Source organism: Nostoc sp. DedSLP03 (assembly GCF_034530815.1).
Lineage (GTDB): Bacteria > Cyanobacteriota > Cyanobacteriia > Cyanobacteriales > Nostocaceae > Nostoc.
In genome coordinates this window covers 85,033-111,261 of sequence record NZ_JAVRCK010000017.1, presented here as the reverse complement: position 1 = coordinate 111,261, position 26,229 = coordinate 85,033, and the positions used below count along the sequence as shown (strand labels likewise).

Here is a 26,229-nt window from a genome sequence, read left to right as displayed (position 1 = left end):
TGATGGTCAAGCGAATGGCATCTTAAGCTTTTGTTTACGAATCACCTCTCAGAGCGATCGCTGATTATAGTCATTGATGTAGGGAATCCCGTACTGGAATTGATTGGCCAGTGAACCGGAAAATAGAAAATAATAGATATATGGACAAACGCTATTTTTTACAGGCTAGTGCAGTCATAGTCGGCACAGCATTGTTATCAAGGTATATCAATTGGGGGTCACAAGCAATGACAACTTCTCAAAGTGGATTTGAAGTCACCAAACCAGAGTCAGAATGGCGCACGATTTTAACGCCAGAACAGTTTAATGTATTGCGTAAACATGGGACTGAACGCCCTTATACCAGTCCATTGGATAAGGAATACGACAAGGGTACTTATTATTGTGCTGCGTGTGAACAGCCACTATTTACATCTGATACCAAATTTAACAGTGGTACTGGCTGGCCTAGCTTCTTTAATCCAATTGAAGGTGCGATCGCCACAACTGTAGACAAGTCGTTGTTTATGACTAGAACTGAAGTGCATTGTAGTCGCTGTGGCGGTCATCTGGGTCATGTTTTTGATGATGGGCCTGCACCCACTGGCAAGCGCTACTGCATGAACGGTGTTTCGCTAAAATTTGAGCCTGCTTGATTAAGTTGGGTAGGCGTAACCCGTCGTGACATCGCACACACAACCTAAATCATCAGATTTTGGAGCTTGACCAAGGGTGAATAAATTTTTGACAATACTTTTCTTATTCAGTGCTACTGGACGAAGTATTGTCAATTTATCAATTTAAGGAAATGCAACTCTTGGTCTTCGCTAGAACTATTTACCTAAATCTTCCTATTTGCCTGGGTCTTTTTTCTCCTTTTTGTCTTTAGGATCTTTTTTAGGTTTTTTAGCTTCTTTATTACTTTTTCTTTCCTTTGACATCAGCGTTCTCCAACTAGGCGAATCAGTAAAAGCTTTCGCATTCTGCCGTTAGGAAATCAGGATAATTACCTTGTATTCTTTTATGGCAAAAAAGAAAGTATCAGACAGAAATGCTCTACTAACTACCATGATACGGTGTTGTTTGATTTTCGTCTGACAGCCTTTTCGATCTATTTGAACTACAATCGCCTGTAGGGTAGCATAGTTAGCTGTGCTACCCTAATTATTTACAGCGTCGCTACAAGCTCCTTTAAGCGATCGCGTCCATCCCGAAAGACGGGCCAACCATCCCCCACCAACACTGCTTCTACCCGACTCAGTTGAGCCAACCTGCGAATAGAAGCAACAGCCTCCTCTCGATTCAGCAGCTTGTCATCTGGTAAAATTGTCAAGCTACCTGCTTTGCGTGCCCGTACTAAATCCCCTGTAATTAAAGTTGTCTCTTCTAGTAACAGAGCCAACTCACCGGGAGTTTTAGAACCATTGAGTTCAATTACTTCCAGTCCTGGGACAAATTCTTCACCATCAGATAGCCAGCGATCGCAAGGTATAGGAAAAGTGTCTTTTTCTGCGATCGGGCCAGCAATCTTAGCATAAGTTTGATCGGCAATTTCTTTACTTGCCCTGACATGCTCAGAATTCGTGAGCACAATCCAAACCACACCACCGAGGGATTTTAGATGATTCCAATCATGGTTTGATAGGGCTACTGGGTCAATCAAGATGTTGCCATCTGGGCGAATCCAGGCAATCCCATTGAAATCAATATTTCTTGCCGGATTGAAATTAGACCAGCTATACAGATCGGGACGGTGCAAAGATTTCATGATGATTCTGGATCGATACTTCAATAATTGACTATTAATCTCAATAATTAAGTATATAGATAATAAGGGCATTGGGCATGGGGCATTGGGCATGGGGCATGGGGAAGAGGAGGTAGGAGGCAGAAGTTCTACAATGTTTGAATTTTGAATTTTGAATTTTGAATTGATTTCTCCCCTGCCCCCTACTTCTTCCTCTGGATCGGAAATTTGAGTATACTACGATAAATCTATCAATCTTATGGATTTAGTCTGGGTTACAGAAATTCACAGGATTTCGGCAATAACGATCGACGGAGGTATAGGGGTGAGTGAGATTAAGCGCCAAAAAATATCAGCGAAGGCAGAACAGTTTACAGAGTCTGTGATTCGAGAAATGACCAGGGTGGCACTGCAACATGATGCAGTAAATCTGGCGCAGGGATTCCCTGATTTTCCTTGTCCTTTGGAGTTGAAACAGGCAGCATATCAGGCGATAGAGGCAGATGTTAATCAGTATGCCATTACTTGGGGCGATCGCCCATTTCGTCATGCGATCGCTAACAAAGTTCGTTGGTATCTCGGCTTAGATATCAATCCAGAAACCCAAATCACCGTTACCTGCGGTTCTACAGAAGCAATGGCATCTGTGATGCTGGCAACAGTCGATCCCGGTGACGAAGTAATTGTATTTGAGCCATATTACGAAAACTACGGCCCCGATGCGATTTTAGCTGGTGCTATACCCCGCTACGTCACACTGCATCCTCCTTATTGGACATTTGATGAAGCACAGTTGCATCAAGCTTTCAATGCCAATACCAAAGCGATTATTATCAACACACCCCATAATCCCACAGGTAAAGTCTTTAGCCGTGAAGAACTCACCTTAATTGCAGAACTTTGTCAAAAATGGGATGTGTTAGCGTTCACAGACGAAATATATGAACATATTCTCTATGACGGCACTCAACATATTGCCCTAGCGACTCTTCCTGGAATGGCAGAACGCACCGTTACTATTAACGGTTTGTCCAAAACTTATAGCATCACCGGATGGCGAGTCGGCTACATTCTGGCAAACCCGGAATTGACAGGGGCAATTCGCAAAGTCCATGATTTTCTCACCGTTGGCGCACCTGCACCTTTGCAACGAGCCGGAGTTGCCGCCATGCAACTGCCACCATCCTATTATGAAGAATTAGCCAAACTTTATCACCAGAAGCGAGACAGCATTTTACAAATTCTAGATCGAGTTGGCATTCCCTATTTCGTTCCTCAAGGAGCCTATTACGTTCTTGCAGATATTTCTAAATTTGGCTATAAAACAGATGTTGAATTCACTTACCATCTGATTAAAGATATTGGCGTTGCTGTAGTTCCTGGTTCCAGTTTTTTTAGTCAACCAGAAAAAGGACATTCATTGATTAGATTTTGCTTTAGCAAAAGACCTGAGACATTACAAGCAGCGAGCGATCGCTTACTGAAATTGCAATCAAATCTATAACTTACATCATATCTTATGTAAGTTGTGAAAATTACTTTTTTCGAGGAAATTTTATTTTAAGTGCAGTTGAAATTCTATTATGAATTACGAATTTTTTAATACCTATATCTTCAAGTTAATATAAATTAATCAAATACAAGTTAATATAAATTTGCAAATGCTTAGTTTAGGCATTCATTTGTTAAAAACAATAACATTATTTTCGAGTTAAATGTAACTCTAACTTGTGATCCCCAAGTAAAGTTGACTTGGCACATGAAACCCCACTCTGAAACGAGCGTTTCTAAGCTTTAATATATAACAGTTTCCAACAAAACAACACCAAACTAGTGTAGAATTAGTTCAGATTTCCGGTAATTATATCGGGATAGTAGGCTTAAAATTTATCTCTTAAAAACCCCATTGACTCTTTAAAAGGATAAGACTAATGTGATAAATAGTCCTTCGGGGACACTATTTTATGCATCAAAAAATCAGGAGGTACTTCCGATGATGATGATGATGACTGAAACCATGACTCCAGAAATGCAGACTTGCATGGATGTTTGTATGGACTGTCATAAAATGTGCATGGAAACCATGACTCATTGCATGAGCAAAGGTGGTCAGCACATGGACAAGAACATGATGAGCATGATGAGTATGATGCGTGATTGCTCTGAAATGTGCATGATGTGTATGAATATGATGATGAGTGGTTCTGAATTTATGGAACGCACTTGTATGCTTTGCGCGGAAATGTGCGATCGCACTGCAATGGCGTGTGAGATGATGAGCGATGATGCGAAAATGATGGAATGTGCTGCCGCTTGCCGTAAGTGTGCAGAGTCTTGCAGAAGTATGCACATGATGCCTGCTTAATTTCCCTAACTAGCAGAAGTTTCTCTGCAACCTAATATTCAAGCGCTCAGACTCTTTGGGTCTGGGCGCTTGAAGTAAGGGACTTCCAAGTAAAAAAAATATTCCATAGCAGAGGGACAAGGAAGACAAGGGGGACAAGGGAGACAAGGAAGAAAGAAGTCTAGTTCAGTAGACAAATTGGATAATTTATTTTTTGGAGTTCCCTAAGTACTTATAAAATTATCGGTTGATGCAAGTCTAAACCAATACTTTAAAAATATTTAATATTACTTAAAATAGTTTCAGAATTAGAGCGATGTCTGCGACAAGACGTCCGCGTAGCGTCTCCGACAGGAGAAGCGTTTATGCACTAAAGTAGTTTTATTTAGTGCAATCTTGCCACCTTGGAATTTGTTGAAATAGGCAATTGTGCTATATCCCTGTCCCACGGTTATTGGTTTATTTCCCGCTATGGATGTGCCACTATGTTCATAAGTTCTTTCTTGTAGTTAGTGAATCGGTGTTCTAGTTGCCAAATGAAATTTCTGGTTGAGGGACTATGGAAAAGATTCTGCATATTGATTCAAGTCCGCGTGGCGATCGCTCCAAATCTCGCAAATTAGCCAAGGAGTTTATCGCTGCGTGGCAAGACCAACATCCCGATGATCTGATTACCTATCGTGATTTAAGGCAAACGCCAGTTCCCCACGTCACCGAAGATTGGATTGTGGCTTGTTTTACTCCACCAGAAGCACTGACTCCAGAAATGGCTCAACTGCTAAAGTTTTCCGATGAGTTGGTGGATGAGTTTTTGGCGGCTGATCGGTGTGTGTTCAGCGTGCCGATGTACAACTTCAGCATTCCGTCCAACTTCAAAGGATACATCGATCAAGTGATTCGTGTGGGTCGCACATTCACGGAAGAGGATGGTCAAGTCAAAGGACTTGCGAACGGTAAAAAAGTGTTGTTCATCACATCACGAGGCGTTGAATATGGAGCAGGTTCTCCTTATGAAGGATGGGATTGTCAGGAACCTGCGCTTCGGTATGCTTTTCAATTCATGGGTGTGACTGATATTGAGTTCATTCATGCCAATGGTCTAGATATGGGAGACGAGGCACGGAAACGGGCGTTAGACAAAGCACAATCTGAAATTCAAGAATTAGTTAATAGTTGGTAGCGCCAGCCAGTTAACAAGTCGATGAAGCGGACGGGCAAGATATAGCTGTCGCCAAGTAGTTTATGACATAAACGATCGCCCCACTGAGTATTCCTGAAACAACTCCCCAACCCGAAAAAACAACATCACGGCAACTGCTTCAGGAAGCTGGTGAATGGCGATTGCTCCCAGAGTTGCGATCGCAACGCTTAGTGAAATATCGAAGAGAAGGACGTAACGTCTATTATAGTCTAGCCGATCGCCATGTCATCAGCCTTTATCAGGAGGTTTCAGAGCATTTGAAAGAGGTGAAGGATTAAATTACAAACTGAGTAGATTGCATTCAGTAACTCTTGGCTGTTATAACAAATCGCAGACTTAGAAAATCAACATTTTTTAGCTTTCTGTTGGCGTAAGGCAAAACCCACTGCCCCAATGATTAGAGTAATCAATTCCAATGTGCGCTAGCTAATAGTACTGAAAAAATATATAGGACTCCTATTTGATTTTTGAAAAACTTAGCATACCTCAAAAAGTCTTCTTTCCTCTTCCCTATTCTCTCCCTACGCAAGTAATTTCAGAAATCAAACCGGATTCCTATAAATAGATATTTCTGGTTATGTTGTGAAAACATCTACATAAATCCAAAAACCTCTATATTATGTGTACTTTATACTTATTGAAAATCTGTAACTTTTAAAACATAAATATAGTTTAAATCTCATATAGTAATTTTATTTAATTTATCAGAAAAAAACCTTTGAAATACCTATAGATAATTATTTTATATTTACGTATTTTCTCAGTTTTTAATTTGGATGGCTATAGTTTTTTTAATAGCGATCGCCACTAAAAATTTCACCCAAATTTCATATCGATATGAAACACTAAAAAAGGAGTACTATTCAAACTCCTTAAACTACTCACAAAAGCAATGTAACTAGCTAAAGAAAGCAGTAGTCCAAATTTGCACATTAAATGCCAACATCCAAAGGCGATTCTGCTTTCTCACTAACTTAGGACACAACAAGCGATGGGAATCTCTAATTTGTTTCAATCTTCTACTCCACTGCATTATGTTTCATTGACAATGTTAATGTTACTACTAAGTACTCCTACTACTGTTTTAGCTGGTGGTGGTCACGATCACAGTGGCAGCAGTTCGTTTCAAGCAGGAGGCGAATCGACGGGTTCTGTGGAAGTCGATGCAGAAACCGCAAAACTATTAGGAGTGAAGATAGAACCAGTACAACGCCAACGATTAGCGATTGGTATTAAAACTACTGGACAGATTGAAACTTTGCCTAGCCAGCAAGTAGAAGTCACCACCCCAATTCAAGGAGTAAAAGTAGTTGAATTGTTGGTAGAACCAGGCACAATAGTCAAGAAAGGTCAACCTGTCGCCATTGTAACTAGTCCTGATTTAGTGGAATTGCGAGTCAATTCTCAGGAAAAACTGGCACAAGCACAGGCTGATTTACAGCAGGCTGAAGCTGACTTGAGGTTAGCACAACAAAACCGCGATCGCTATCAACAAATAGCTGACGCTGAAATCGCCCAAGCCCAAAGCCAAGTCGCATTTGCTCAAGAAAAGTACGAGAAAGATCGAGTGTTAGCCAATGAAGGTGCTTTGGCACGTCGCAACGCCCTAGAATCTCAAACCCAGCTAGCAGAAGCCAAAGCCAAACTAACCGCAGCCAACAGCCGCCGGGATGTGATTGCTGCTGAAAATCAGCTAAAGCGCGCTCAAGCAGCAGTTAGCCTCGCAAAGTCTAATATTAATCGCAGTAGTGCTATTTATGAAACGCGGCTGCAACAACTAGGAAACAGCGCTAATGCTAAAGGGCTAATTACAGTAACAGCTCCGATTTCCGGCAAGGTTGTTGACAGGGAAGTTACTATCGGCCAATCGTTTGAGGACGCAGGTGGCAAGTTAATGACGATTGTAGATGATAGTCGGGTGTTTGCCACAGCGAATATTTATGAAAAAGATTTAGGCAAGGTAAGAACAGGTCAACCCTTAAGGATGAAGGTTGCTAGCGTACCTAATCAAACCTTTACAGGAAGAATTACACGGATTGGCTCAGTAGTGGCAGGAGAAACACGAGTAGTACCAGTACAAGCCGAAATCAATAATGCCAGAGGACAGCTCAAACCCGGAATGTTTGCCGAACTTGAAGTTGTAACAGACCAGACATCTACAGCTACTTTGGCAATTCCCAATTCTGCTGTAGTGGATGCAAATAATAAAAAATTGGTCTATGTGCGAAACGGTAATGCTTTCCAATCGGTTGAAGTTGAGTTAGGACAAACCTCTGGAAATTTAATTGAAATTAAAAGTGGTTTATTTGAGGGAGATTCAGTAGTTACTCAACGTGCACCACAACTTTATGCACAATCGTTGAAGGGTGGTAGTAAAGAAGAAAATCACGAAGAAGGTGATTCGCACTCAGAAGAAATTGATGCTCAAACTAACAGCTTCTCTCTACCTTTATGGTTGCTAGGTGCAGGGGGAGGAGTGGCGATCGCAACTTTGGCTTTTGTCGCTGGTAGTTTCTGGTCTAGCCGTCGTATCCGTTCCCGTATACTACAAGTAAGTGACGGGTTCAATTATGAAACCGAGCTTTATATCGACAACCACAAACAACCAACCGCTTCTATTTCTACTGAAGAACATGAAAAATCTCATCATTCAGACAGTCATTAACACTTCATGAAAACAAAATCAAAAATTAGCAATCAACAATTCAATAAATAATGATTAGTGCAGTCGCTAAATGGGTAATTTCTCGACGTTGGTTAGTAGTAATTGCGGCACTTATTTCCACAGTAATCATATTATTTAATACCATTCCGCAAATGCCGTTGGATGTTTTCCCCAACTTCGCACCTCCCCAAGTCGAAATTGAAACAGAAGCTCCCGGACTTGCTCCTGAAGAAATAGAATCTTTGGTGACATTACCAATTGAAAGCTCAATCAACGGTACACCAGGGATCGGTGCAGTTCGTTCTTCCTCTTCAGCAGGACTTTCTGTAGTCAGAGTTGTTTTTGGCTGGGGAACAGATATCTATCAAGCCCGCCAGTTGATACAAGAACGACTGCAACAAGCAGTGAGTAAGCTACCCGAAGGAATTGAAACACCTAGACTTGCTCCTATTAGTTCGCCTATCGGCACTGTATTAAAATATGCTTTGACAGTAGAAAATGAGGGAGAAAACCAAAACCTCAAATCCCAAATTGATTTGATGGAAGTACGCCGCATCATTGATTGGCAAGTGACAAACCGCCTTTTGGGAGTCCCTGGCGTTAGTCAAGTGCTAGTGTATGGCGGTGATGTGCGTCAGTATCAAGTACTAGTAGATCCGAACAAACTCAGAGCTTTTAATGTATCCTTGCAGCAAGTATCTGAAGCAGTACAAGGAGCAAATGTCAATGCTCCTGGTGGCTTTTTAATCACACCTGATAAGCAAACTTTGATTCGGGGAATTGGGCGAATTGAATCCCTGAACGATTTAAAACAATCTGTGATTGTTGCCCGTCAAGGAACGCCTGTGCGATTGGGAGATGTTGCCGAAATTAAAATTGGCGGTGCGATTAAGATAGGCGATGGCAGCTTAAATGGCAAAGATGCAGTAGTGGTGATGGTGAATAAGCAACCCCTAGCTGATACTCCTACCGTTACCCGTGCCATTGAAACTGCAATGACAGAGTTGGAAGCAGGTTTACCTCAAGGAGTAAAGGTAACACAAACCTTCCGCCAAGCAGATTATATCGATGCTTCACTAGAAAATGTCAGATCGGCCTTGGTGGAAGGCAGTATTATTGCTGCACTTATCCTCATTCCTTTTTTGATGAATTGGCGGACTCTGGGAGTTGTGCTGTTAAATTTTGCCCTAACTTTTATATTTTCATTACAAGTATTATCTTTTTTGGGCTTAGGGCTGAACACAATGACTTTGGGAGGATTAGCCGTAGCCATTGGTACAGCAATTGATGATGCCATTGTCTATGCGGAAAATGTTTTTCGTTTGTTGCGACAAAATAAGTCCTCTCCCAACCCTCGTCCGGTACTAGAAATTATTTTTGCAGGAGTACAGGAAGTTCAAGAATCTCTAATTGGAGCAACTTTAATTACTATTGTCGTTTTTGCTCCGATATTTGCCCTCGCAGGTGTAGAAGGTCGAATTTTTGGCCCAATGGGCATAACTTATCTGGTAGTGGTCATGGTTTCCAGTTTGGAATCATTACTAGTGAGTCCGGCGTTATGTGCAATTTTACTTCCGCACAAAAAAATGCCGTTAAAAGAACCATTAATACCCCGAATTTTCAAGCGGCTATATTATCCTTGTTTAGATTTTGCTATTCACAGTCCCATGATTATTATCTCTGTGGCTGTGGCGGGAATGATAGCGGCAACAGTGATTTTTCCAGCTTTAGGACGGGCTTTTTTACCAGAGTTTCAAGAAACAACTTTGGTCAATACTTTAGCTCTTTATCCAGGCTCATCTTTAGAAGCTACTAACAGTGCCGCTTTTGTATTGGAGACTAAACTAAAAGACGATTCCAGGTTAAAATATGTGCAATTACGGGCAGGACGCGCCCCTAATGACCCAGATGCAGCACCCGTAAATCTCGCTCACCTCGACATTGGGTTGAGCGACAAAGGAATGGAAAAACGTAAAGAGACAGTAGAATGGTTGCGAGAAGAATTTAATCAAGTACCGGGTGCAGCCGCCAATATTGGTGGATTTATTTCCCACAGGATTGATGAAATATTATCCGGGGTCAGAAGTCAAATTGCTGTGAAAATATTTGGCTCGGATTTAGAAGAACTCCGCCGAATTGGTAAACAAGTTGAAGGTGTAATGTCATCTGTTTCTGGGCTGGTGGATTTACAATTAGAACCGCAAGTTCCCATAGAACAGATGCAAATAAAATTTGACCGTGTTGCCGCATCACGTTATGGTTTAACTGTTGGGCAACTATCTAACATAATTGAAACTGCGCTCAATGGCAAAGTGGTATCGCAAGTTTTGGAGCAGCAACAAAGTTTTGATTTAGTGGTGTGGTTACAACCACAATACCGGAATAATTTACAAACAATTGAAAATTTATTAGTTGATATCCCTTCTGTTGGGGGAGATGCAGGGGCAAATAAAATTCCTTTAGCTAAGGTGGCTAAAGTTACTTATGGTACTGGCCCCAATACTATTAACCGGGAAAATGTCTCTCGTCTAATTGTAGTATCTGCGAATGCTCAAGGTAGAGATTTGCGATCGCTAGTCAATGAAATTCAAAACAAAGTCAAGTCCCAAATACAATTGCGCTCTGGTTACTTTATTCAGTATGGCGGTCAATTTGAAGCCGAAGAAAGAGCCTCACAAAATATTTTGATTTTCAGTGGCATTTCCTTCGTAGTAATTACGGTATTAATGTATCTTTCTGTCAAATCTATTGCTTCTACAGCAATGATTATGATTAACTTGCCCATCGCTTTAGTCGGAGGTGTAATTGCTGTAGCATTAACAGGAGGCGTTGTTTCAGTTGCTTCCTTGGTAGGTTTCGTGACTTTATTTGGTGTAGCTACTCGCAACGGACTGCTTTTAGTAGACAATTACATAACTAAATTTGATAGCGGAATGTCGTTAAAAGAAATCCTTATATCCGGTTCAATGGAGCGACTTAATGCTATTTTAATGACATCATTTACTTCGGTATTGGGATTAGTACCATTAGTCATTGCAGTAGGGCCAGGTAAAGAAGTTTTGCAACCACTTTCGATAGTAGTTTTGGGTGGTTTGTTTACTTCTACAGCTTTAACCTTGATAGTTTTACCTGCTTTATATTCTAAATTTGGTAAATTTTTATTGCCTCAGAAAAATTTAGCCTTTGTGGAGGATGGTAAGGTTGCTAATCCTGTTTTAGAAAATTAATTTTCTTAGAACAACTCCGCCAGCTTGTGATGCAGACAGAAGTTGCATTAGAGGCAAGTTTTTAGTTGTTAATTTCCAAAATATTGAGGAGTGTAAATCAATGAAATTGTTAAAAACTAGCTTTGTATTTTTAGGCAGTATCAGCTTGCTTTTCTTAGGTGCTTGTAGCGGTAGTAATCAAGCTGCAAATTCAGAGAATAATTCAGTAGCATCAACAACAACGGCTGCCAAGACTGAAACCGCAGCAAAAGATAATCACTCAGAAAATGATGGTCATTCTCATAATAAAAATAATGCTCAAGGTCATTCCGAAGATGGCAAAGGCGAGCATTCACACGGCGGTCAAGTTATTGAGTCGGGGCAGTATCATTTAGAGTTTCTTGCTGAACCGCAAAAGGATGTAACTCACATAGATTTCTATTTAAAGAAAGGAGAGAAGTACGATACAGTTTCAAATGCCAAGGTAACGGCTCAAATTCAACTACCTGATGGGAGTCAAAAATCACTTCCCCTCACCTATGAAGCTAAAGAACAACATTACCATGCTGTACTTTCTGAAAAAGCAGCAGGTGAGTATAAAGTTGCTATTCTGTCTGATATTAATGCTGAAAAGATGAACGGTCGCTTTACTTTTAAACGATAATTAACAGCAAGTGGTAGCAATAATCTTTAATTATTGCTACTGTCCCAGTGGTTATGGATACAGTTTTTAAATATTGAATCTTCTGCTACCTCAATCGCAGTTCTCCTTCATCTGTTGCCACTTACCATAACATGAATGAATAATTTTTATAAATATAGCAAAGAACTAGGGACTGGGTGAAAAGCCTTTTTGTGTCTAATTTTTATCGTCTGTTGATGTCTTAACCACCTTGACTGTTGCTATATATCTAATTTTATACAAATACAAAAAATACTAAACTTATGTCGATTTGTAACATAATAATAACAACTTTAAATACTAATATTTTGCTTCTTCAACTGTTTGTCAATATCGTTATATTTTAAAACGAAGTTAGAAAGAGCTTTGAGTCTATAACCAGACTATAAAAAAGTATACGTTTACGAAACGTTACGGCTCTATCAAAAATCCTTATTTATTTTTATTTTTAAAAAATTCCTTGAACTAGCTAAAATTTCACCCAAATTTCATCTCACTTTGTCAAGCTATTAAGAGGTAACATCTTTCACCGAAGATGATTCTGATAATTGATGGATATAGTGAGGTAATCATAAGAGGGTAATGAATAGAAAATTGATACACACTTCGATTTTAGCCTTAAGTATGGTAGTTTTAATTCCAGCTACTTATGCAAATTCTACACCAAAATCTAGTAACTTTCCTCACGTTATTAGCTTAGGGGAATCTCCTCAAGGTATTCGCCACTGGAGAATTCTCAGACATACTTTAAAAATAGCAGTTCCCCAAAACAGTAAGGCTATTTCTCAGCTAATAATCGAAGCTCCAGCTAACATTGTTCTTAGAGAAAGTATTGATGTGTCCGAGGAATCTGGTAAAGAAATTGCGGCAAAAGTTTCTATTCAAGGCAAAAAAGCTACGCTAGAGTTTTCTGAGTCAGTCGCTCCTGGAACTATCATCATCGTAGAAATGAAAAATGTTAAAAAAACAGCAATGGCCACTGGCGATCAGTTCTACAAGATATCTACAATTCTCGCTGGTATGAATGTAGAGTTACCAATTGGTGTCGCTCAATTGCGTGTAATTTAATGAACAAATTGCTAAGATACATCTCTTGATTATGAAAGTTTTGCTAGTGGAAGATGAGCCAGATTTGGGTGCATCGATTCAGCGAAAGTTGAGTAAAGAAAGATATATTGTTGACTGGGTTTTGGATGGAAATGAAGCCTGGATTTATCTAGAACATGATTGGACTCAATATACACTGGCAATTTTTGATTGGTTGCTACCGGGAATGTCAGGTTTAGAACTGTGCAAGCGTTTAAGGGAGCGGGGCAACGCTTTACCAGTGCTAATGTTAACCGCTAAAGATAGCATGGCAGATAAGGTTGCTGGACTAGACGCAGGGGCTGATGACTATCTGATCAAGCCGTTTGGCATGGCAGAACTACTGGCACGGTTGCGGGCTTTGCAAAGGCGAGCTTCCTTTGGAGGTGCAACACTTACACCCCAGTTCCAGCCTTTACAATTGCACGTTGGTGGCCTTATCCTAGATTGCGGTAATTGTACAGTTTCTCGTCAGTATTCTAATGGGGAAAATAAGGTAATTTATTTAACAAAAAAGGAATTTCAATTATTAGAGTACTTGATGAAACGTCCTAATACAGTTATTACTCGCGACCAGATTTTGAATCATCTGTATGCTTTTAGTGCAGAACGCGTTAGTAATGTAGTAGCAGCTCAAATCCGACTTTTGCGACGTAAATTATCGGAGTATGGTTGTGATGGGCTAATCGAAACAATCCCTAGTATGGGCTATCGTTTCAATCCTGGCAATGCAAATTCGACTATTTCGTAAGACTCGCTGGCAATTGGCTACCTGGTATGCGGTAGTTATGGCTTTAATTCTGTCCTTATGCGGTTTCGTGGTTTATGAGGTAATTATTGATGCTTATGTGGTTTCTATCAACCGTGAACTGGAATCGGTAGCGGGTACACTTCATGATGTAATTGAACCAAATTTGAAACAACCTGGTATTACAGAGCCAGTTTTTCGGCAGGTTTTACCGAATATTTGTTTAGCCCAGTCCAGTTGTTCTACCCAAAAGATCCTTCGGCACGGTAAAACCACTCCTGATGAACACGGCATTTTTAGTCCTGTATACAAAGATAAGCAATATTACATCCGTTTTGTCGATGGTTCAGGACGGTTAATTGCAGTGGCAGGTTTCCAAGCGGATGAATTGCCACCGACTGTGCTTCCCCAAGTTTGGCAAACACTCAAAGACTTACAAGGTAATCGTTACAGTCAAAAGTCTTTACTGCTGCACACTCAAGATAATCAATATTGGGGCTATATTCAGGTAGGGCGCAGTTTAAATGACCTTGATAATCGTCTCGCGGCTTTGAAAGTAATTTTGGCGCTAGGATTGCCAATTACGGTATTGTTAGTTGGCGGTTCTAGTTGGTGGCTGGCAGGGTTAGCAATGCGACCAATTGACTCTTCGTATAAACAAATGCAACAGTTTACGTCTGATGCCTCTCATGAGTTGCGTACTCCTCTAGCAGCGATTAATGCAACGGTAGAAACTTTATTTGATATGGAGTATCTATCTGAGGAGGCGCGAGATATTTTGGCATCTATTCAACGTCAAAATTATCGACTAGCTGAATTAGTTCAGGATATGCTGTTACTGTCTCGATTGGAACAGCAAACGCAGGCGACACAACAAATACATTGCTGTTTGAATATTTTGATTAATGACCTGATAGAAGAATTTTCAGCGTTAGCGGCTGCGGCTTCTTTGCAGCTAACATCTTTAGTGTTATGTCAAGAGCTTTTATACGTAATGGGAGATGAAGATCAACTGTTACGTGTACTTTCTAATCTAATTGCCAATGCTATTCAATACACCCCTGCTGGCGGTTATGTAACTGTCATCCTCAAACGCACCAACGGTCTTGCTGTAATTGAAGTTCAAGATACAGGTATTGGCATTGCATCGCACGAGCAAAAGTGGATTTTTGACCGTTTTTATCGAGTGAACAGCGATCGCTCACGTCGTACTGGTGGATCTGGATTGGGATTAGCGATCGCGCAAGCAATTGTTCAGGCTCATGGAGGTAGTATGCAGGTGCAAAGCCAAGTTGGTAAAGGTAGCTCCTTTATCGTTCACTTACCCTTGACAGAAAAACAGAAGCAACTGACCTGTCTATCAACAGATGAAAATTGAGTGGAATTGAGATTGCATTGTGTATCTCTGCGTTCACTCCATCAAAATTAACCGCAGAGGATCTAAACGCACATACCAAGGAAAAGGCTGGTCTTTCATCGTCGCCCATTTTTCTTTAAAGACTTCAGCTTGCAGATGGTAATCTTGAGAATTCTTTCCAGCCGAATGTAGTTTGAGAAACAATGTCATCCGGTGGGGCGTTTCACTTGTTCGTACTACCCAGCAAGGAAAGGTATTTTGCTGTGATGAGTTGTTGGTAAAAATAAACTGATGGGCACGGATACCCACGTGGGATAATTCGCTCTTGACTGGTTCAATTACTTGTAGAGTACAACTCCAATCAATCGCTTCCACCTGTTGAGATGACTGGAGAACAGCGCGGGAGAAGTTTTTACATCCAGTAAGTTGGGCGACACTAACGGTAGCAGGATGCTGGAAAATCTCATGTTTGCTGCCATAATGAACGGCTCTGCCATGCTCCAATACCAACAGATTTGGACAAATCCGATAAGCTTCTTCCATATTATGGGTGACAAATAGAGTCACACCTTGGTAATCAGCAAGAGTTTCTGTCATTTGCTGTTCTAATTGACTACGCAGATGTGTATCAAGTGCGGAAAACGGCTCATCTAAAAGCAATGCTTCCGGTTGACTCGCTAATGCTCTTGCTAAGGCTACCCGTTGTTGTTGTCCCCCAGAAAGTTGGTGCGGATAGCGATCGCCTAATCCCTGCAACTGCATCGCTATTAGTTGCTCCTCAACCTGTACCCGAATACTTCCAGCAGATAGGTTTTTGGGCAAGCCGAAAGCGATATTTTGCGCCACACTCATATGGGGAAACAGAGCATAATTCTGCACTAAAAAACCGATGCGGCGATCGCGGCTGGGTACATTAATTCCTTGTTCTGAGTCAAACAAAATTCTGTCATTTAAAACTATGCGCCCGGTTGTGGGTGTTTCTATTCCCGCAAGACAGCGCAAAATCATGCTCTTACCCGCCCCAGAACCCCCTAACAATCCCAAGGGTTGCTCATCAGTATTGAAAGCAACTTTTAAATCAAAGCTAGGAAGTATTTTTTCAATGTTGACAAACAATCCCCCAGATTCAAAGCTAGTGTGCGGAGTATAAAGATTTTCTCCCCCTGCTCCCCCTGCTTCCCCTGCTTCCCCTGCTTCCCCTGCTTCCCCTGCCCCCCTCCTCTTTTCTCTCAATTCTTGCCAGAAGTTGACTGCAATAATTCCAAAAAGAGAAATCACCATAATTGCGATCGCCCAAAACCAAGCCTCATTCATTGCTCCCGCTTCCACTGCAAAATAAATCGCCATTGGAATTGTCTGCGTTTGTCCGGGAATGTTACCAGCTAGCATCAATGTCGCACCGAATTCTCCTAAAGCACGGGCAAAAGCCAGCATTGTGGCGGCGACAATGCCGGGTAGTGCTAAGGGTAAACTGATGCGCCAAAAGATTGTGGTTTCATTTGCACCAAGGGTTCTAGCGACTCGCAGTAAATTAGCATCTATTTGTTCAAAGGCTCCCAGTGCAGTTTTATACATTAAAGGGAAAGAAACTACTGTAGCTGCGATCGCTGCACCATACCAAGTAAAGACGATGCTGAAGTCAAAAGCCCCCATGAATTTCCCTACAGGGCCATTTTTGCCAAAAAATAGCAGTAACAAAAACCCAACAACCGTAGGCGGTAAAATCAGGGGCGCAATAAAGATACCCTCAATCAACGATTTACCTCTGCCACCATATCCCAGCATCCAGTAAGCAGCAGCGATACCCAAAAAGAAGGTAATAAATGTGGCAAGTAATGAAGTTTTGAGTGATATCCAAAGAGGCGATAAATCCAATGGCATAGTTGCGTAGGGAAGAATTAGCTCAACTAATCCCTAATTTACCAACTTTGGCTTGAATATGTTGGAAAAAGTTGGTAAATTACATCACAATCAAGGAAATCCCAAAAATATCCAAGATTTAAACAAGATTCGCCTTCAGTTAGGTATCAAATATCAGAATTCGATACGGTTTACGATCATTTGATACTCATCTTGAAACCAACTGCTAAAATTGTTGGAAATTACCCAAGTGTAAAAACCTTAGTAAACACATCCTGTTAGCAGTATCTAATACTACCGTCAACAGAAAGTGCATCCTCCTCCTACCAGCAATCAAAAAAAACCCCAAGACCTTTTCTTAGTATGCGGACTCAAAAGTTTAGGGCAACATTGCGTTGCAATCCTCAAAGAATACGATGTTAAAGTCAGTGCCATTGAGGATGTGCAGCCCGAACATTGGGAAGTCCCAGAAGTACCTAACTTACTAGAAAAGTTAATCGTAGGAGACTGCCGCCAGCCAAGTGTTTTAGAGCAAGCAGGTATATGTCAGTGTCGTTCCATACTTTTAGTAACCAGAAATGAGCGGATAAATATAGAAGCTGCCTTTGCAGCACGGCGTCTTAATCCGCACGTTCGCTTGATTGTACGTTCTGACAAACAAAATTTCAACAAACTCTTGTGGGAAAATCTCGGTAATTTTGTTGCCTTTGAACCTACTCATCTTTCAGCTCATGCCTTCGCTCTGACAGCCCTTGGTTCTGAAGCTATTGGATATTTCACCTTAGAAGGGCAACTGTTGCAAGTCATAAAGCATCAGGTACAAGCAAAGGATAGCTGGTGTAATGGGAAGCCGGTACATAGACTTAATCTGACAACTCGCCGCATCTTGAGTCATACACCTGTTTCATCTAAGCCACTCAAAGAATTGTTTGGCTGGAATCCAGAGGCAGAAGTGCAGGTAGGAGACACGCTAGTTTACATTGATGTGGCATACGATTTAGCTTTCTCTGAACAACGCCGACAATCTTATAACCAAAAGTGGCATTGGCAACAGTTTATCCAAGGTATCACAGCGATAAATCTCAAGGAGAAAATAGTCCAATTTTGGCAATCTTACTACCAAAGCCAAAATCAAATCCGGCGAATTGCAACAATTTATGCGATTACTGTAATCATCCTGTGGTTTGTTGGGATAGTTCTTTACCGCTTATATTATCCTGATATCAGCATCCAAGAAGCTTTCTATGCGACAGCAATTTTGCTCTTGGGAGGATACGGAGATTTATTTGGTGGTGTTGAGTTTGCAGCGCAATCAAAGCCCTCAGACGCTATCCCTTGGTGGTTGCGGTTGTTTAGCCTGGGACTGACGTTGACAGGTCAAGCTTTCGTGGGAGTATTATATGCACTGCTGACTGATGCTCTTGTCACTTCAAGATTCCATTTTTTCAATTCCCGCCCTCCAATACCACAACGCAACCATCTAATAATTATTGGCTTAAATCGCTTGGGACAAAAAGTAGCTGCTCTTTTACAAGAACTCAACCAGCCGTTAGTAGGAATTCATCCTACCACTCTCGACCAAGAAACTTTACCCGATATGCCCCTTGTCGTTGGTAATGCTACCGAAGCACTCATTAAGGCGAATATCTCCCATGCTAAAAGCATCATTTTAGTTGGGGATGACAATATGGAAAATCTGGAAATTGGTTTGATGGCTCATGCAATGAATCCCGCCACTACCTTGATTATCCGCTCTCAAGACCGCCAATTTAGTGATAATGTCGCTCCTCTGTTCCCTTATGCTCAAGTTATATGTGGTGCGGCTTTGTCGGCAGAAGTTTTTGCTTGTGCTGCTTTTGGAGAAAATGTTCTCAGCTTGTTTCACTTGAATGAGCAAATAGTCATGGTGACGGAATACAAAATTGAAAATGGCGATACCCTGAATGGATTGCTTTTATCTGAAATAGCTTCTGGCTACAGTGTTGTACCGATTCTCTACCAGAAATATCAGCAAGACAATTACTCTTTAATGCCCTGGTATGATGTTAAGCTTGATGCTGGCGATCGCTTGATTGTTTTAGCCACAAGCAGTAGTTTGCAGCGAATTGAATGGGGTGAAATGCTGCCTCGCCAATGGAGCGTGCAGATTGAAAAAGCTCTGACTACAAATGCCATTATGTATGGCGCCCAAGAGATAGTTTTGATTACGGGATGTAGTTCCACGACCGCTAGACAATGGATGAATAATTTGCCTAGAGTGTTACCAATACCACTTTATAAACATCAAGCTCAACGTCTCGTGCGCGAGTTAACAAAAGTACAAGTTTTGGCGAATCTAATCTTCATTGGGCAACCTTAATCCTCCCATAACTAGAAGTCATATCAATACTGTTCGGTTAAGGCAAGAGACGCGATGAATCGCCGTCAAAACAAAAGACTGATTATTGTAGAGACGGCGATTTATCGCGTCTTTGTGATGATTGGAGTTTAGACTAAATAATCAAACTCAAAGTAAAAAATAAAAAACTAAAGTTCATAGGCATTTATTGTAAAAATAAAAGCACAACATTGTTGTGCTTTTGTAGATTATTTGTATTCCGTTTATTGTAACAATCAGAGAGTTTCTTAATTAATCCAGTTTCGTACTGTAAGCACTAAAACCATAAGCCAAAGTTTCTTTTAAATTATCTGATGGCTTGAGACTTCTGTTGATAGCATTAGCAAACGGCACCGGAATCCCTTTGATAGTTTCCGGCAAAATTGCATACTCTGCTGTTGGTTCGACAATGTATTCTGGACACTTAGCTTTCATCCCAGCAGTAGCTAACATTTCTTCTATTTCAGCAGATGAATATTGCTTGAGGTAAACTGGATTTCTCACAAATGGGTTCAGCCTTCTGATAAAATTATGGATAATATGAGAAGGACAAGACTTATTGTGAAAGGAATGATTAAAAACAAAAATTCCACCAGGTTTTAGCACACGAGAAATATCAGCTAATAAATTTCTTAATTGGGCATCTGGAATATGCATAAAAACGCAATTAGAAATTACCAAATCTATAGAATTATCTTCTAAAGGCAATGTTTCAGCAGAAGTGCAAATCAAGTTAAATTCAGCTTCTGGGAAAAAATTATATTCTTGTTTAACTTTGATTAGCCGCCGCAATAAAGGTTCAGAAATATCAATGCCGTAATATTTCTCGCATTTGAGATTTTTCGCTTTAGAAAGATGTAAAGGTGCGCGACCATAACCAGAACCAATTTCTAGAATAGAACCAACAGATTTATTCAACGGAAATTTGTTCCAAGTACCTCCAGGCGTACCAGTTAGCAGAGTGTAATCTTGTTTAATAGGTGATGTTGCTGCAACTTTTTCAATTTTTTGGGAGCCATAATATGTTTTACCAATTGCATCCCATGTTTTTTTATGTTGAGTATTAGTTAATTGTTCATAGTCGCTGGGAAAATAAATTCCATCTCGTAATTCAAAGTCATTTAGACTGGATTTTACATTTGCTAATTGAGACATTATGATTATCCTCATCAATAGTGAATTCTGTTTTCTGTTATACTCTTAACTCAGCATTAACCGCAAGTGATTTTTACTGAACGGCTTTCCCTAAGCCTTTTTTCAAGTTTATAACTATTTTAAATTCGATGGAATGTGCTAGCAAAGAGCCTATTGCATCCAAGTGAAAACCGCTATAATGACAACCCTTGCTCGATCGAAACACAAGTTCGTATACATTAGTTGATGGACTGCAACAATTGGAGGCGGCGATGGTAGGAGGGTTACAACAAAAACGGGTGGTAGTTGTAGGTGCGGGTTGGGCTGGTTTAGGAGCAACCTACCATTTGGCAAAACAAGGTTATGATGTGACACTTCTAGAAGCAGGCCCCTATCCTGGGGGATTGGTGGCAGGTTGGCAAACAGCAGCCGGAAAATCTGTGGAAGCTGGGATTCATGGGTTTTGGTATCCTTACAGAAATATTTTTTCCTTAATCAATGAATTAGAAATTAATCCTTTTACTACTTGGACTCGTTCTTCGCAATATTCACCAGCCGGTTTGGAAGTTGAATCACCAATTTTTCAAGATTTACCGCGACTCCCCTCGCCACTAGGAACTTTTCTCTACACTCAGTTTAAGCGGCTGCCACTAATTGACCGTCTCAGTGCCCTGCCTTTACTTTATGCGGTTGTTGATTTTGATAATTCTGATGCAGCTTGGCGGCGCTATGATTTTGTAACTGCCCGTGAATTGTTCAAAGACTTTAACGTTGCTGCGCGACTTTACCGCGATGCTTTTGAACCAATGTTATTAGTGGGCTTATTTGCCCCTGGCGAACAGTGTTCAGCCGCCGCAACTTTAGGGATGCTTTACTTTTTTATTCTGGCTCATCAACCGGATTTTGATGTGGTTTGGTGTCGGGGAACTGTCGGAGAAAAGATATTTCGTCCTTGGGTAAAACGTATCGAAAAAGCTGGGGCGCGAGTATTGCCTAAGCGTCGGGTTACAGACTTAATTGTTGATAGTAATCAAGTTAAGGGTGTGGTTTGTGGTGATGAAGTAATTGATGCAGATGCGGTGATTTTCGCGGTTGGAATCACAGGGATGAAGAAAATTGTCTCAACTAGCCCTAGTTTACAAAGTCGTGAAGAATTTCGTAATTTGAGCAATTTAGGAGCAATTGATGTTTTAGCCACGCGATTATGGTTTGACCGCAAAATTGATATTCCTCGTCCTTCTAATGCTTGTTTTGGATTCGACGTAACTACAGGTTGGACGTTTTTTGATTTGAATGCTCTACATGATGAATATCGAGATGAGCCGGGAACAGTGATTGAAGCTGATTTCTATCACGCAAATCAGTTTCTTGGTTTGAGTGATGAGGAAATATTAGCAATAGTTCAGGGTTATTTAGCAACTTGTGTGCCAGCATTTCGGGAGGCAAAGATAATTGATAGTAGTATCATTCGGCTACCTCAAGCAGTGACTCACTTTGCACCTGGTAGCTATCGTTATATGTTGCCTGCGAAGACAAGTTTTGAGAATGTGTTTATGAGTGGGGATTGGATTGTGAACCGTCATGGTTCCTGGTCGCAGGAAAAGGCTTATGTTACTGGTTTGGAGGCAGCGAATTTAGTAGTGTCTTATTTGGGAAAAGGTAAGCCAGCTGAGATTTTAGCTGTAGAAGAGGACGAAGTGCATATCCAAGTGGCGCGATCGCTCAACCAAACTTTGCGTAAATTGAGCAAATCTATCCTACCTGACTTTTGGCTGCCGTAATCTGTAGGGTAGCACAGCAGTGCATCCCTACTGCATGTATATTTCTCGCAAATCTAGTTAATCATCAATTGTAATTTAAATTCGATAAGCTAAAGAAAGCGATCGCGATACTATCCTTATAATGTAAATCAAATCACATAAGCTTATGGAGCCAGACTCTTTACCAACTGAGGTGATTCTGACGCACCCGCGTGAGTCCCTCGGTAGAGTGCAACTTGATTGGACACCCCAACCCGGAAACTATCTTGATTTTGAAGGTAAAACCTACGCGGTTTTAGAGCGCCGTCATAGATACAAACTTCAAGCTGGGCGCTACCGCTTGCATAATATTGCCATTTATGTACAGTCTGCTAAACGACCATCTGAGAAAAGTTTGGTAGCGGGACGTTGGGTAGTCGGCGATGCCACCTGCTGCTACAATGCTCATTCAGAACTTATTCGCTGTGCAGTCAACCCAGATGGCCCTTGCGAATCTTGCCGCTTTTATGAAAAGTTAGAAGTTAGGAGTTAGAAGTGAGGAGTTTGGAGTTTGGAGTTTGGAGTTACAAGTTTGGAGTTAAAAGTTATTCTCCCTCATCTCTTCCATCCCCGTCAGCTTCCCGTACCAAAAACTTCTCCTACAGTTAAGCGGGTACCATTCACAAAATCCCATCCAGACTGGGGACGTTTACCAGCTAGCTGAACTTCTCGCAACAGCAATAAACCTTCCCCAGTCTGGACAATCGCGCCAATTCCTTTAGCAATGCTGACTACAACTCCTGGTCGATCTGATGTATTTGACAAATCAGGCAATTTATGTATTAATTCTTGTAATTCTGGTGGGAGATCGCAATCGCTTACAGAACCAAGAGGAGCAGAAGCGGTGATTTTCAGCAGGTTGTTACGAAAGGTAGCGGTGCAGTTAGGGTAAAAGCCTCTGATTTGATTGTGTAGTTGGAGCGCGCTTTTTGACCAATCCAAAGCATAATCTTGTTTTTGAATTAGAGGCGCATAAGTAGCTGCTAAATTATCTTGAGGTATTGGTTGAATTTCTTTACGTTCCAACTTCAACAGAGTTTCCACCAACAAATCCCCACCGATTTCTGCTAGTCTGTCGGCTAAATCTTGAGCATTATCCAGTAATCCAATCGGTGTAGTGGCTATTTGGAGCATTGCGCCGGTATCCATCCCCACATCCATCAACATGGTGGTGATCCCCGTTTCTCTCTCACCGTTATACAAACACCACTGAATCGGTGCTGCACCGCGATATTTGGGTAAAATCGAGCCATGCACATTAATGCAAGCTAATTTTGGCATATTCAAGATTTTTGCCGATAAAATCTGTCCATAAGCGACAACAACAAACACATCTGCATCTAATTGTTTGAGTTTAGTTAAAGTTTCTTTGTCTTTTTTCACCCGTTCGGGTTGCCATACTGGTAAGTTGTGAGCAATAGCGATCGCTTTTATGGGTGAAGGTGTAAGTTTATTTCCGCGTTCCCGGCGTTTATCTGGTTGAGTTACAACCGCCAGCACCTCAAATTCTGAATGATTCAATAATTTTTCCAAGGTGGGTACAGCAAACTGAGGTGTACCAAAAAATACAATTTTCATTAATAATTTAGTAGTTTTTAGTTGTGAGTCATTAGTTCATCGTAAGTGCGCCCTTCATAACTGACAACATTAGACTTCTTGGCATTTATCGGGGTAAAGGTGAAGGGGAAAAGGGTAAAGAAACTCAAAAACCTTTCCCTTTACCCTTTTCCCTTTACCCTAAGAGTGCAAAAATATATTTTTGCAAGAGGTCTATTTAAGTTGTATGTTGAAACAGAATTCACTAAGCCTGCATCTAGCAGGTTTCTGTATTCGGGACGCAGTTGCAAAATACAGTTGTTAGCTGTAAATAATATTGGCTGTTTGGTGGTACAATATCTTCGTATTCATCAAACCAAAGGCTGCTTGATTAACTTGCCGGGTTAAGTTGACAAGCGTAACAGCTAGTATCAGCCGCATTTGCCTCTAGTGAAATTAATCACTTAGTGGTTTTTCTTTGCGAGTCGCTAGAGCATCTACCGAGTGAATTTTGTTGTGTTCCCGATCGTCTGCTTGAAATTAACTTTAAATGTAGTTACATTTCCGAAAAACTATTGCGTCTTCTAACTACTTCTGTAGTTTAGAAAGCAATTTATAACTTTGGGTTGCTGATAGCAATATATTCTGAGTATGATGTATTATGCGTCCGCTTTCCCAGGTTTTTAATTAACGCCTCACGTTTACTATCATGAGGGTTTGCGCTGTTATATTTAGTGTGTAACCTAGCTTATTTGCAGTGTACTAGCGATCGCTAGTACGATCCCCGATAGCTGAGTTATCTAACTCTTGTTCGCCAGCCTCATTCCTCAAACTATATCCTCAATATTTCTTAACCAAGACTTATTTTTGGTGTGTTTGGGTATAGGACACTATATATCGTGTAGTAATTACTGAGTTCTCAGCATATTTACTATACTCGCATATTTTTGCAAAAAAATATTCCGTATCTAAGCAAGAAAAGGTGTAGACAATGATACTTAATTTTTGTAAACCTCTGCAAACTTTGAAGATATTATTTCGTCATTAGTTTTAGTTTCTTGTTATACATATAACTACCACCTGCTCGTTGCTGTTGATGTATTGCTTCTCACATAGCAATTGCCCCCTCTAGAGAGTCTACAAATGCTTAAACCCCTTTTGCTGTCAGGATGGTTCCGCACCCAACCATTTCTCAATTACGTTGTCGTTGTGATACTGATTGCACCTTTATTAGGAGCATCGGCTCACACGATCCCAGTAAGATCCGAAGTACATAAACTAACTTCGATAACTGAAGAATCTGACTCTGGATCAAAGGAAATAGCTGTAGTTGGGGAACCTGAGATAGCTGAAACATTAAAAACAGATCAAATCGAATCGATAACAGAAGAATTTGACTCTGTACCAACACAAAGTACTGCTGTTCAGGAACCGCAAGTATTACCAGCAAATAAAATTGAGTCTTCAACTGAAGTAGATAATTATCTGTCAAGCAGCGATTTAGATGTAAGTGATGTAACTGTTCCCGATTCTTTGGCAGCAGTTGAACTCGCACCATCAACAGATGTTCCTGTTAGTCAACTTAATTTAATCCGCAAACTTAAAGCTGCTAATGTCAAGTTTTTAAGAGGACAAGAAAATTATCTCTCTAGAGAAAAGTCTTTGACTGAATCATTGACAGCAACTCAAGTAGCACCAGCTATTAAAGAATCTCAATCAACCACAATGACGGAAATACCTGTTGTGGAACCAGCTAATGAGTCCCAAGCAGAACAAATAGACCCAATAGGTAGTCCTCATCCGATTCCTTGGAAATGGATTACAGCAACTCAAGAAGCTGTTGCTGCTAATGGTGGTTCTGGAGTGCGTCACTATCGCAGCGTACCCGTGATTTCTCCAGATGGTAAATATGCTGTTTATAGTCGGGTGCAACTGGAGGTAAAACCTCAAATGTACAACAGCCGTGTCACCAGCGTGCTGTTTGTCCAAGATATGCACACTAAGAAATTGTGGGTGATGGCTTCAACGACTCCAGTTAGCGATCCTTTATTAAAGGTAAAGGCAGTAAAAGCGGAATCGTCAGAAGAAACCGATCCGAGCGGTAAGATTGGAGTATTAGTTCCAGTTAGCTGGTCAGAAAAAGGCGATCGCTTCTTAGCACGCAAGTTTGATGGTATATTTAACACAGGTGATTCTACAGATAGTGCAGTGATTTGGGATCGGCAAAAAAATCACGCTAACACAGTCGCTCCTGTAAGTGACGAAGAACATGAAAAAATTGCCGTATTGTTAGGCTGGAGTAAAAGCCAACCAGATCGCGTATTATTCCGTGCGGGAGAATTGGGCGAGGAAAACTGGCCATTAATGCAAGTTGCTAATGATGGTAAGACTATCACTACAACCGACAGCGATCGCGCGATTACTTTTGGTAAAAAGGTGACAGAAATTTGGGCAGGCCCCCAAGTTGCCTACCGATAGATTATAAAAAACCCTACATACTCCCGTTGT

18 protein-coding genes and 2 pseudogenes are annotated in these 26,229 nt (G+C 40.9%); 16 read left to right on the top strand and 4 right to left on the bottom strand.

The features are described from left to right. Positions 1-140 precede the first annotated feature (140 nt). Positions 141-635 carry a peptide-methionine (R)-S-oxide reductase MsrB gene (gene msrB / locus RM368_RS11025; RefSeq protein WP_322694112.1) on the top strand — a complete coding sequence of 165 codons (495 nt, stop codon included), beginning with the start codon at positions 141-143 and terminating at the stop codon, positions 633-635. Positions 636-1,147: 512 nt separating this feature from the next. On the opposite strand, the gene RM368_RS11020 is transcribed toward msrB, so the two are convergent. Continuing rightward, positions 1,148-1,747, bottom strand: a complete 600-nt coding sequence (locus RM368_RS11020) for an MBL fold metallo-hydrolase (RefSeq protein WP_322694109.1) — start codon at positions 1,745-1,747, stop codon at positions 1,148-1,150. Positions 1,748-2,051: 304 nt separating this feature from the next. Here RM368_RS11020 and RM368_RS11015 point away from each other — a divergent pair, with 304 nt between their 5' ends. From RM368_RS11015 to rppB, 11 genes and pseudogenes are all read left to right on the top strand, one after another. Further along, positions 2,052-3,230, top strand: coding sequence for a pyridoxal phosphate-dependent aminotransferase (locus RM368_RS11015; RefSeq protein ID WP_322694108.1), 1,179 nt, complete (start codon positions 2,052-2,054; stop codon positions 3,228-3,230). Between the two features lie 489 nt (positions 3,231-3,719). Next, a complete protein-coding gene (locus tag RM368_RS11010) occupies positions 3,720-4,091 on the top strand; it encodes a four-helix bundle copper-binding protein (protein WP_094351003.1) in 372 nt (123 codons plus the stop codon). A gap of 538 nt (positions 4,092-4,629) precedes the next feature. Then, a complete protein-coding gene (locus RM368_RS11005; protein ID WP_322694107.1) occupies positions 4,630-5,250 on the top strand; it encodes an FMN-dependent NADH-azoreductase in 621 nt (206 codons plus the stop codon). Positions 5,251-5,423: 173 nt separating this feature from the next. Continuing rightward, positions 5,424-5,549: pseudogene (locus RM368_RS11000) on the top strand (ArsR family transcriptional regulator); the annotation flags it as partial. A gap of 713 nt (positions 5,550-6,262) precedes the next feature. Then, a complete protein-coding gene (locus tag RM368_RS10995) occupies positions 6,263-7,936 on the top strand; it encodes an efflux RND transporter periplasmic adaptor subunit (RefSeq protein WP_322694106.1) in 1,674 nt (557 codons plus the stop codon). A gap of 50 nt (positions 7,937-7,986) precedes the next feature. Continuing rightward, positions 7,987-11,163, top strand: coding sequence for an efflux RND transporter permease subunit (locus tag RM368_RS10990; protein WP_322694105.1), 3,177 nt, complete (start codon positions 7,987-7,989; stop codon positions 11,161-11,163). 100 nt (positions 11,164-11,263) lie between these two features. Further along, positions 11,264-11,806 carry a hypothetical protein gene (locus RM368_RS10985; RefSeq protein ID WP_322694104.1) on the top strand — a complete coding sequence of 181 codons (543 nt, stop codon included), beginning with the start codon at positions 11,264-11,266 and terminating at the stop codon, positions 11,804-11,806. A gap of 26 nt (positions 11,807-11,832) precedes the next feature. After that, positions 11,833-11,949, top strand: a pseudogene (locus RM368_RS10980) (CemA family protein); the annotation flags it as partial. Between the two features lie 457 nt (positions 11,950-12,406). Continuing rightward, positions 12,407-12,892, top strand: coding sequence for a DUF2808 domain-containing protein (locus RM368_RS10975; RefSeq protein WP_322694103.1), 486 nt, complete (start codon positions 12,407-12,409; stop codon positions 12,890-12,892). 31 nt (positions 12,893-12,923) lie between these two features. Continuing rightward, positions 12,924-13,661, top strand: a complete 738-nt coding sequence (gene rppA, locus RM368_RS10970) for a two-component system response regulator RppA (protein ID WP_322694102.1) — start codon at positions 12,924-12,926, stop codon at positions 13,659-13,661. Next, a complete protein-coding gene (rppB, locus tag RM368_RS10965) occupies positions 13,639-15,036 on the top strand; it encodes a two-component system sensor histidine kinase RppB (RefSeq protein ID WP_322694101.1) in 1,398 nt (465 codons plus the stop codon). The genes rppA and rppB overlap by 23 nt, the downstream gene beginning before the upstream one ends. A 33-nt stretch (positions 15,037-15,069) precedes the next feature. Here the strand turns inward: rppB and modB are convergent, their stop codons facing one another. Beyond that, entirely contained in the window at positions 15,070-16,896 is a 1,827-nt protein-coding gene (gene modB, locus RM368_RS10960) for a molybdate ABC transporter permease subunit (protein ID WP_322694100.1), read from the bottom strand. 289 nt (positions 16,897-17,185) lie between these two features. Here modB and RM368_RS10955 point away from each other — a divergent pair, with 289 nt between their 5' ends. Further along, complete coding sequence (locus RM368_RS10955; protein WP_322694099.1) at positions 17,186-19,234, top strand: potassium channel family protein; 2,049 nt, start codon at positions 17,186-17,188, stop codon at positions 19,232-19,234. 270 nt (positions 19,235-19,504) lie between these two features. Here RM368_RS10955 and RM368_RS10950 read toward each other — a convergent pair whose 3' ends face one another. Next, a complete protein-coding gene (locus RM368_RS10950; protein WP_322694098.1) occupies positions 19,505-20,407 on the bottom strand; it encodes a class I SAM-dependent methyltransferase in 903 nt (300 codons plus the stop codon). A 251-nt stretch (positions 20,408-20,658) separates the two neighbouring features. On the opposite strand from RM368_RS10950, the gene RM368_RS10945 reads away from it, so the two are divergent. Together RM368_RS10945 and RM368_RS10940 are read left to right on the top strand one after the other, a co-directional pair. Next, the gene (locus RM368_RS10945; protein WP_322694111.1) at positions 20,659-22,167 is read left to right on the top strand and encodes a hydroxysqualene dehydroxylase; all 1,509 of its coding nucleotides are present in this window, start codon (positions 20,659-20,661) and stop codon (positions 22,165-22,167) included. A gap of 145 nt (positions 22,168-22,312) precedes the next feature. Further along, positions 22,313-22,678, top strand: coding sequence for a DUF6464 family protein (locus RM368_RS10940; RefSeq protein ID WP_322685160.1), 366 nt, complete (start codon positions 22,313-22,315; stop codon positions 22,676-22,678). An 80-nt stretch (positions 22,679-22,758) separates the two neighbouring features. Here RM368_RS10940 and fmt read toward each other — a convergent pair whose 3' ends face one another. Beyond that, positions 22,759-23,763 carry a methionyl-tRNA formyltransferase gene (gene fmt / locus RM368_RS10935; RefSeq protein WP_322694097.1) on the bottom strand — a complete coding sequence of 335 codons (1,005 nt, stop codon included), beginning with the start codon at positions 23,761-23,763 and terminating at the stop codon, positions 22,759-22,761. A 1,101-nt stretch (positions 23,764-24,864) separates the two neighbouring features. On the opposite strand from fmt, the gene RM368_RS10930 reads away from it, so the two are divergent. Further along, on the top strand, positions 24,865-26,199 hold the full coding sequence (locus tag RM368_RS10930) for a hypothetical protein (protein ID WP_322694096.1): 1,335 nt from the start codon (positions 24,865-24,867) through the stop codon (positions 26,197-26,199). Positions 26,200-26,229 lie beyond the last annotated feature (30 nt).

What these genes read in the sequence shown, in the direction of transcription:
- msrB (WP_322694112.1), top strand. Translation starts at nt 141, where the DNA reads ATGGACAAACGCTATTTTTTACAGGCTAGTGCAGTCATAGTCGGCACA.
- RM368_RS11020 (WP_322694109.1), bottom strand. Translation starts at nt 1,747, where the DNA reads ATGAAATCTTTGCACCGTCCCGATCTGTATAGCTGGTCTAATTTCAAT.
- RM368_RS11010 (WP_094351003.1), top strand. Translation starts at nt 3,720, where the DNA reads ATGATGATGATGATGACTGAAACCATGACTCCAGAAATGCAGACTTGC.
- RM368_RS11005 (WP_322694107.1), top strand. Translation starts at nt 4,630, where the DNA reads ATGGAAAAGATTCTGCATATTGATTCAAGTCCGCGTGGCGATCGCTCC.
- RM368_RS10995 (WP_322694106.1), top strand. Translation starts at nt 6,263, where the DNA reads ATGGGAATCTCTAATTTGTTTCAATCTTCTACTCCACTGCATTATGTT.
- RM368_RS10990 (WP_322694105.1), top strand. Translation starts at nt 7,987, where the DNA reads ATGATTAGTGCAGTCGCTAAATGGGTAATTTCTCGACGTTGGTTAGTA.
- RM368_RS10985 (WP_322694104.1), top strand. Translation starts at nt 11,264, where the DNA reads ATGAAATTGTTAAAAACTAGCTTTGTATTTTTAGGCAGTATCAGCTTG.
- RM368_RS10975 (WP_322694103.1), top strand. Translation starts at nt 12,407, where the DNA reads ATGAATAGAAAATTGATACACACTTCGATTTTAGCCTTAAGTATGGTA.
- rppA (WP_322694102.1), top strand. Translation starts at nt 12,924, where the DNA reads ATGAAAGTTTTGCTAGTGGAAGATGAGCCAGATTTGGGTGCATCGATT.
- rppB (WP_322694101.1), top strand. Translation starts at nt 13,639, where the DNA reads ATGCAAATTCGACTATTTCGTAAGACTCGCTGGCAATTGGCTACCTGG.
- modB (WP_322694100.1), bottom strand. Translation starts at nt 16,896, where the DNA reads ATGCCATTGGATTTATCGCCTCTTTGGATATCACTCAAAACTTCATTA.
- RM368_RS10950 (WP_322694098.1), bottom strand. Translation starts at nt 20,407, where the DNA reads ATGTCTCAATTAGCAAATGTAAAATCCAGTCTAAATGACTTTGAATTA.
- RM368_RS10945 (WP_322694111.1), top strand. Translation starts at nt 20,659, where the DNA reads ATGGTAGGAGGGTTACAACAAAAACGGGTGGTAGTTGTAGGTGCGGGT.
- RM368_RS10940 (WP_322685160.1), top strand. Translation starts at nt 22,313, where the DNA reads ATGGAGCCAGACTCTTTACCAACTGAGGTGATTCTGACGCACCCGCGT.
- fmt (WP_322694097.1), bottom strand. Translation starts at nt 23,763, where the DNA reads ATGAAAATTGTATTTTTTGGTACACCTCAGTTTGCTGTACCCACCTTG.
- RM368_RS10930 (WP_322694096.1), top strand. Translation starts at nt 24,865, where the DNA reads ATGCTTAAACCCCTTTTGCTGTCAGGATGGTTCCGCACCCAACCATTT.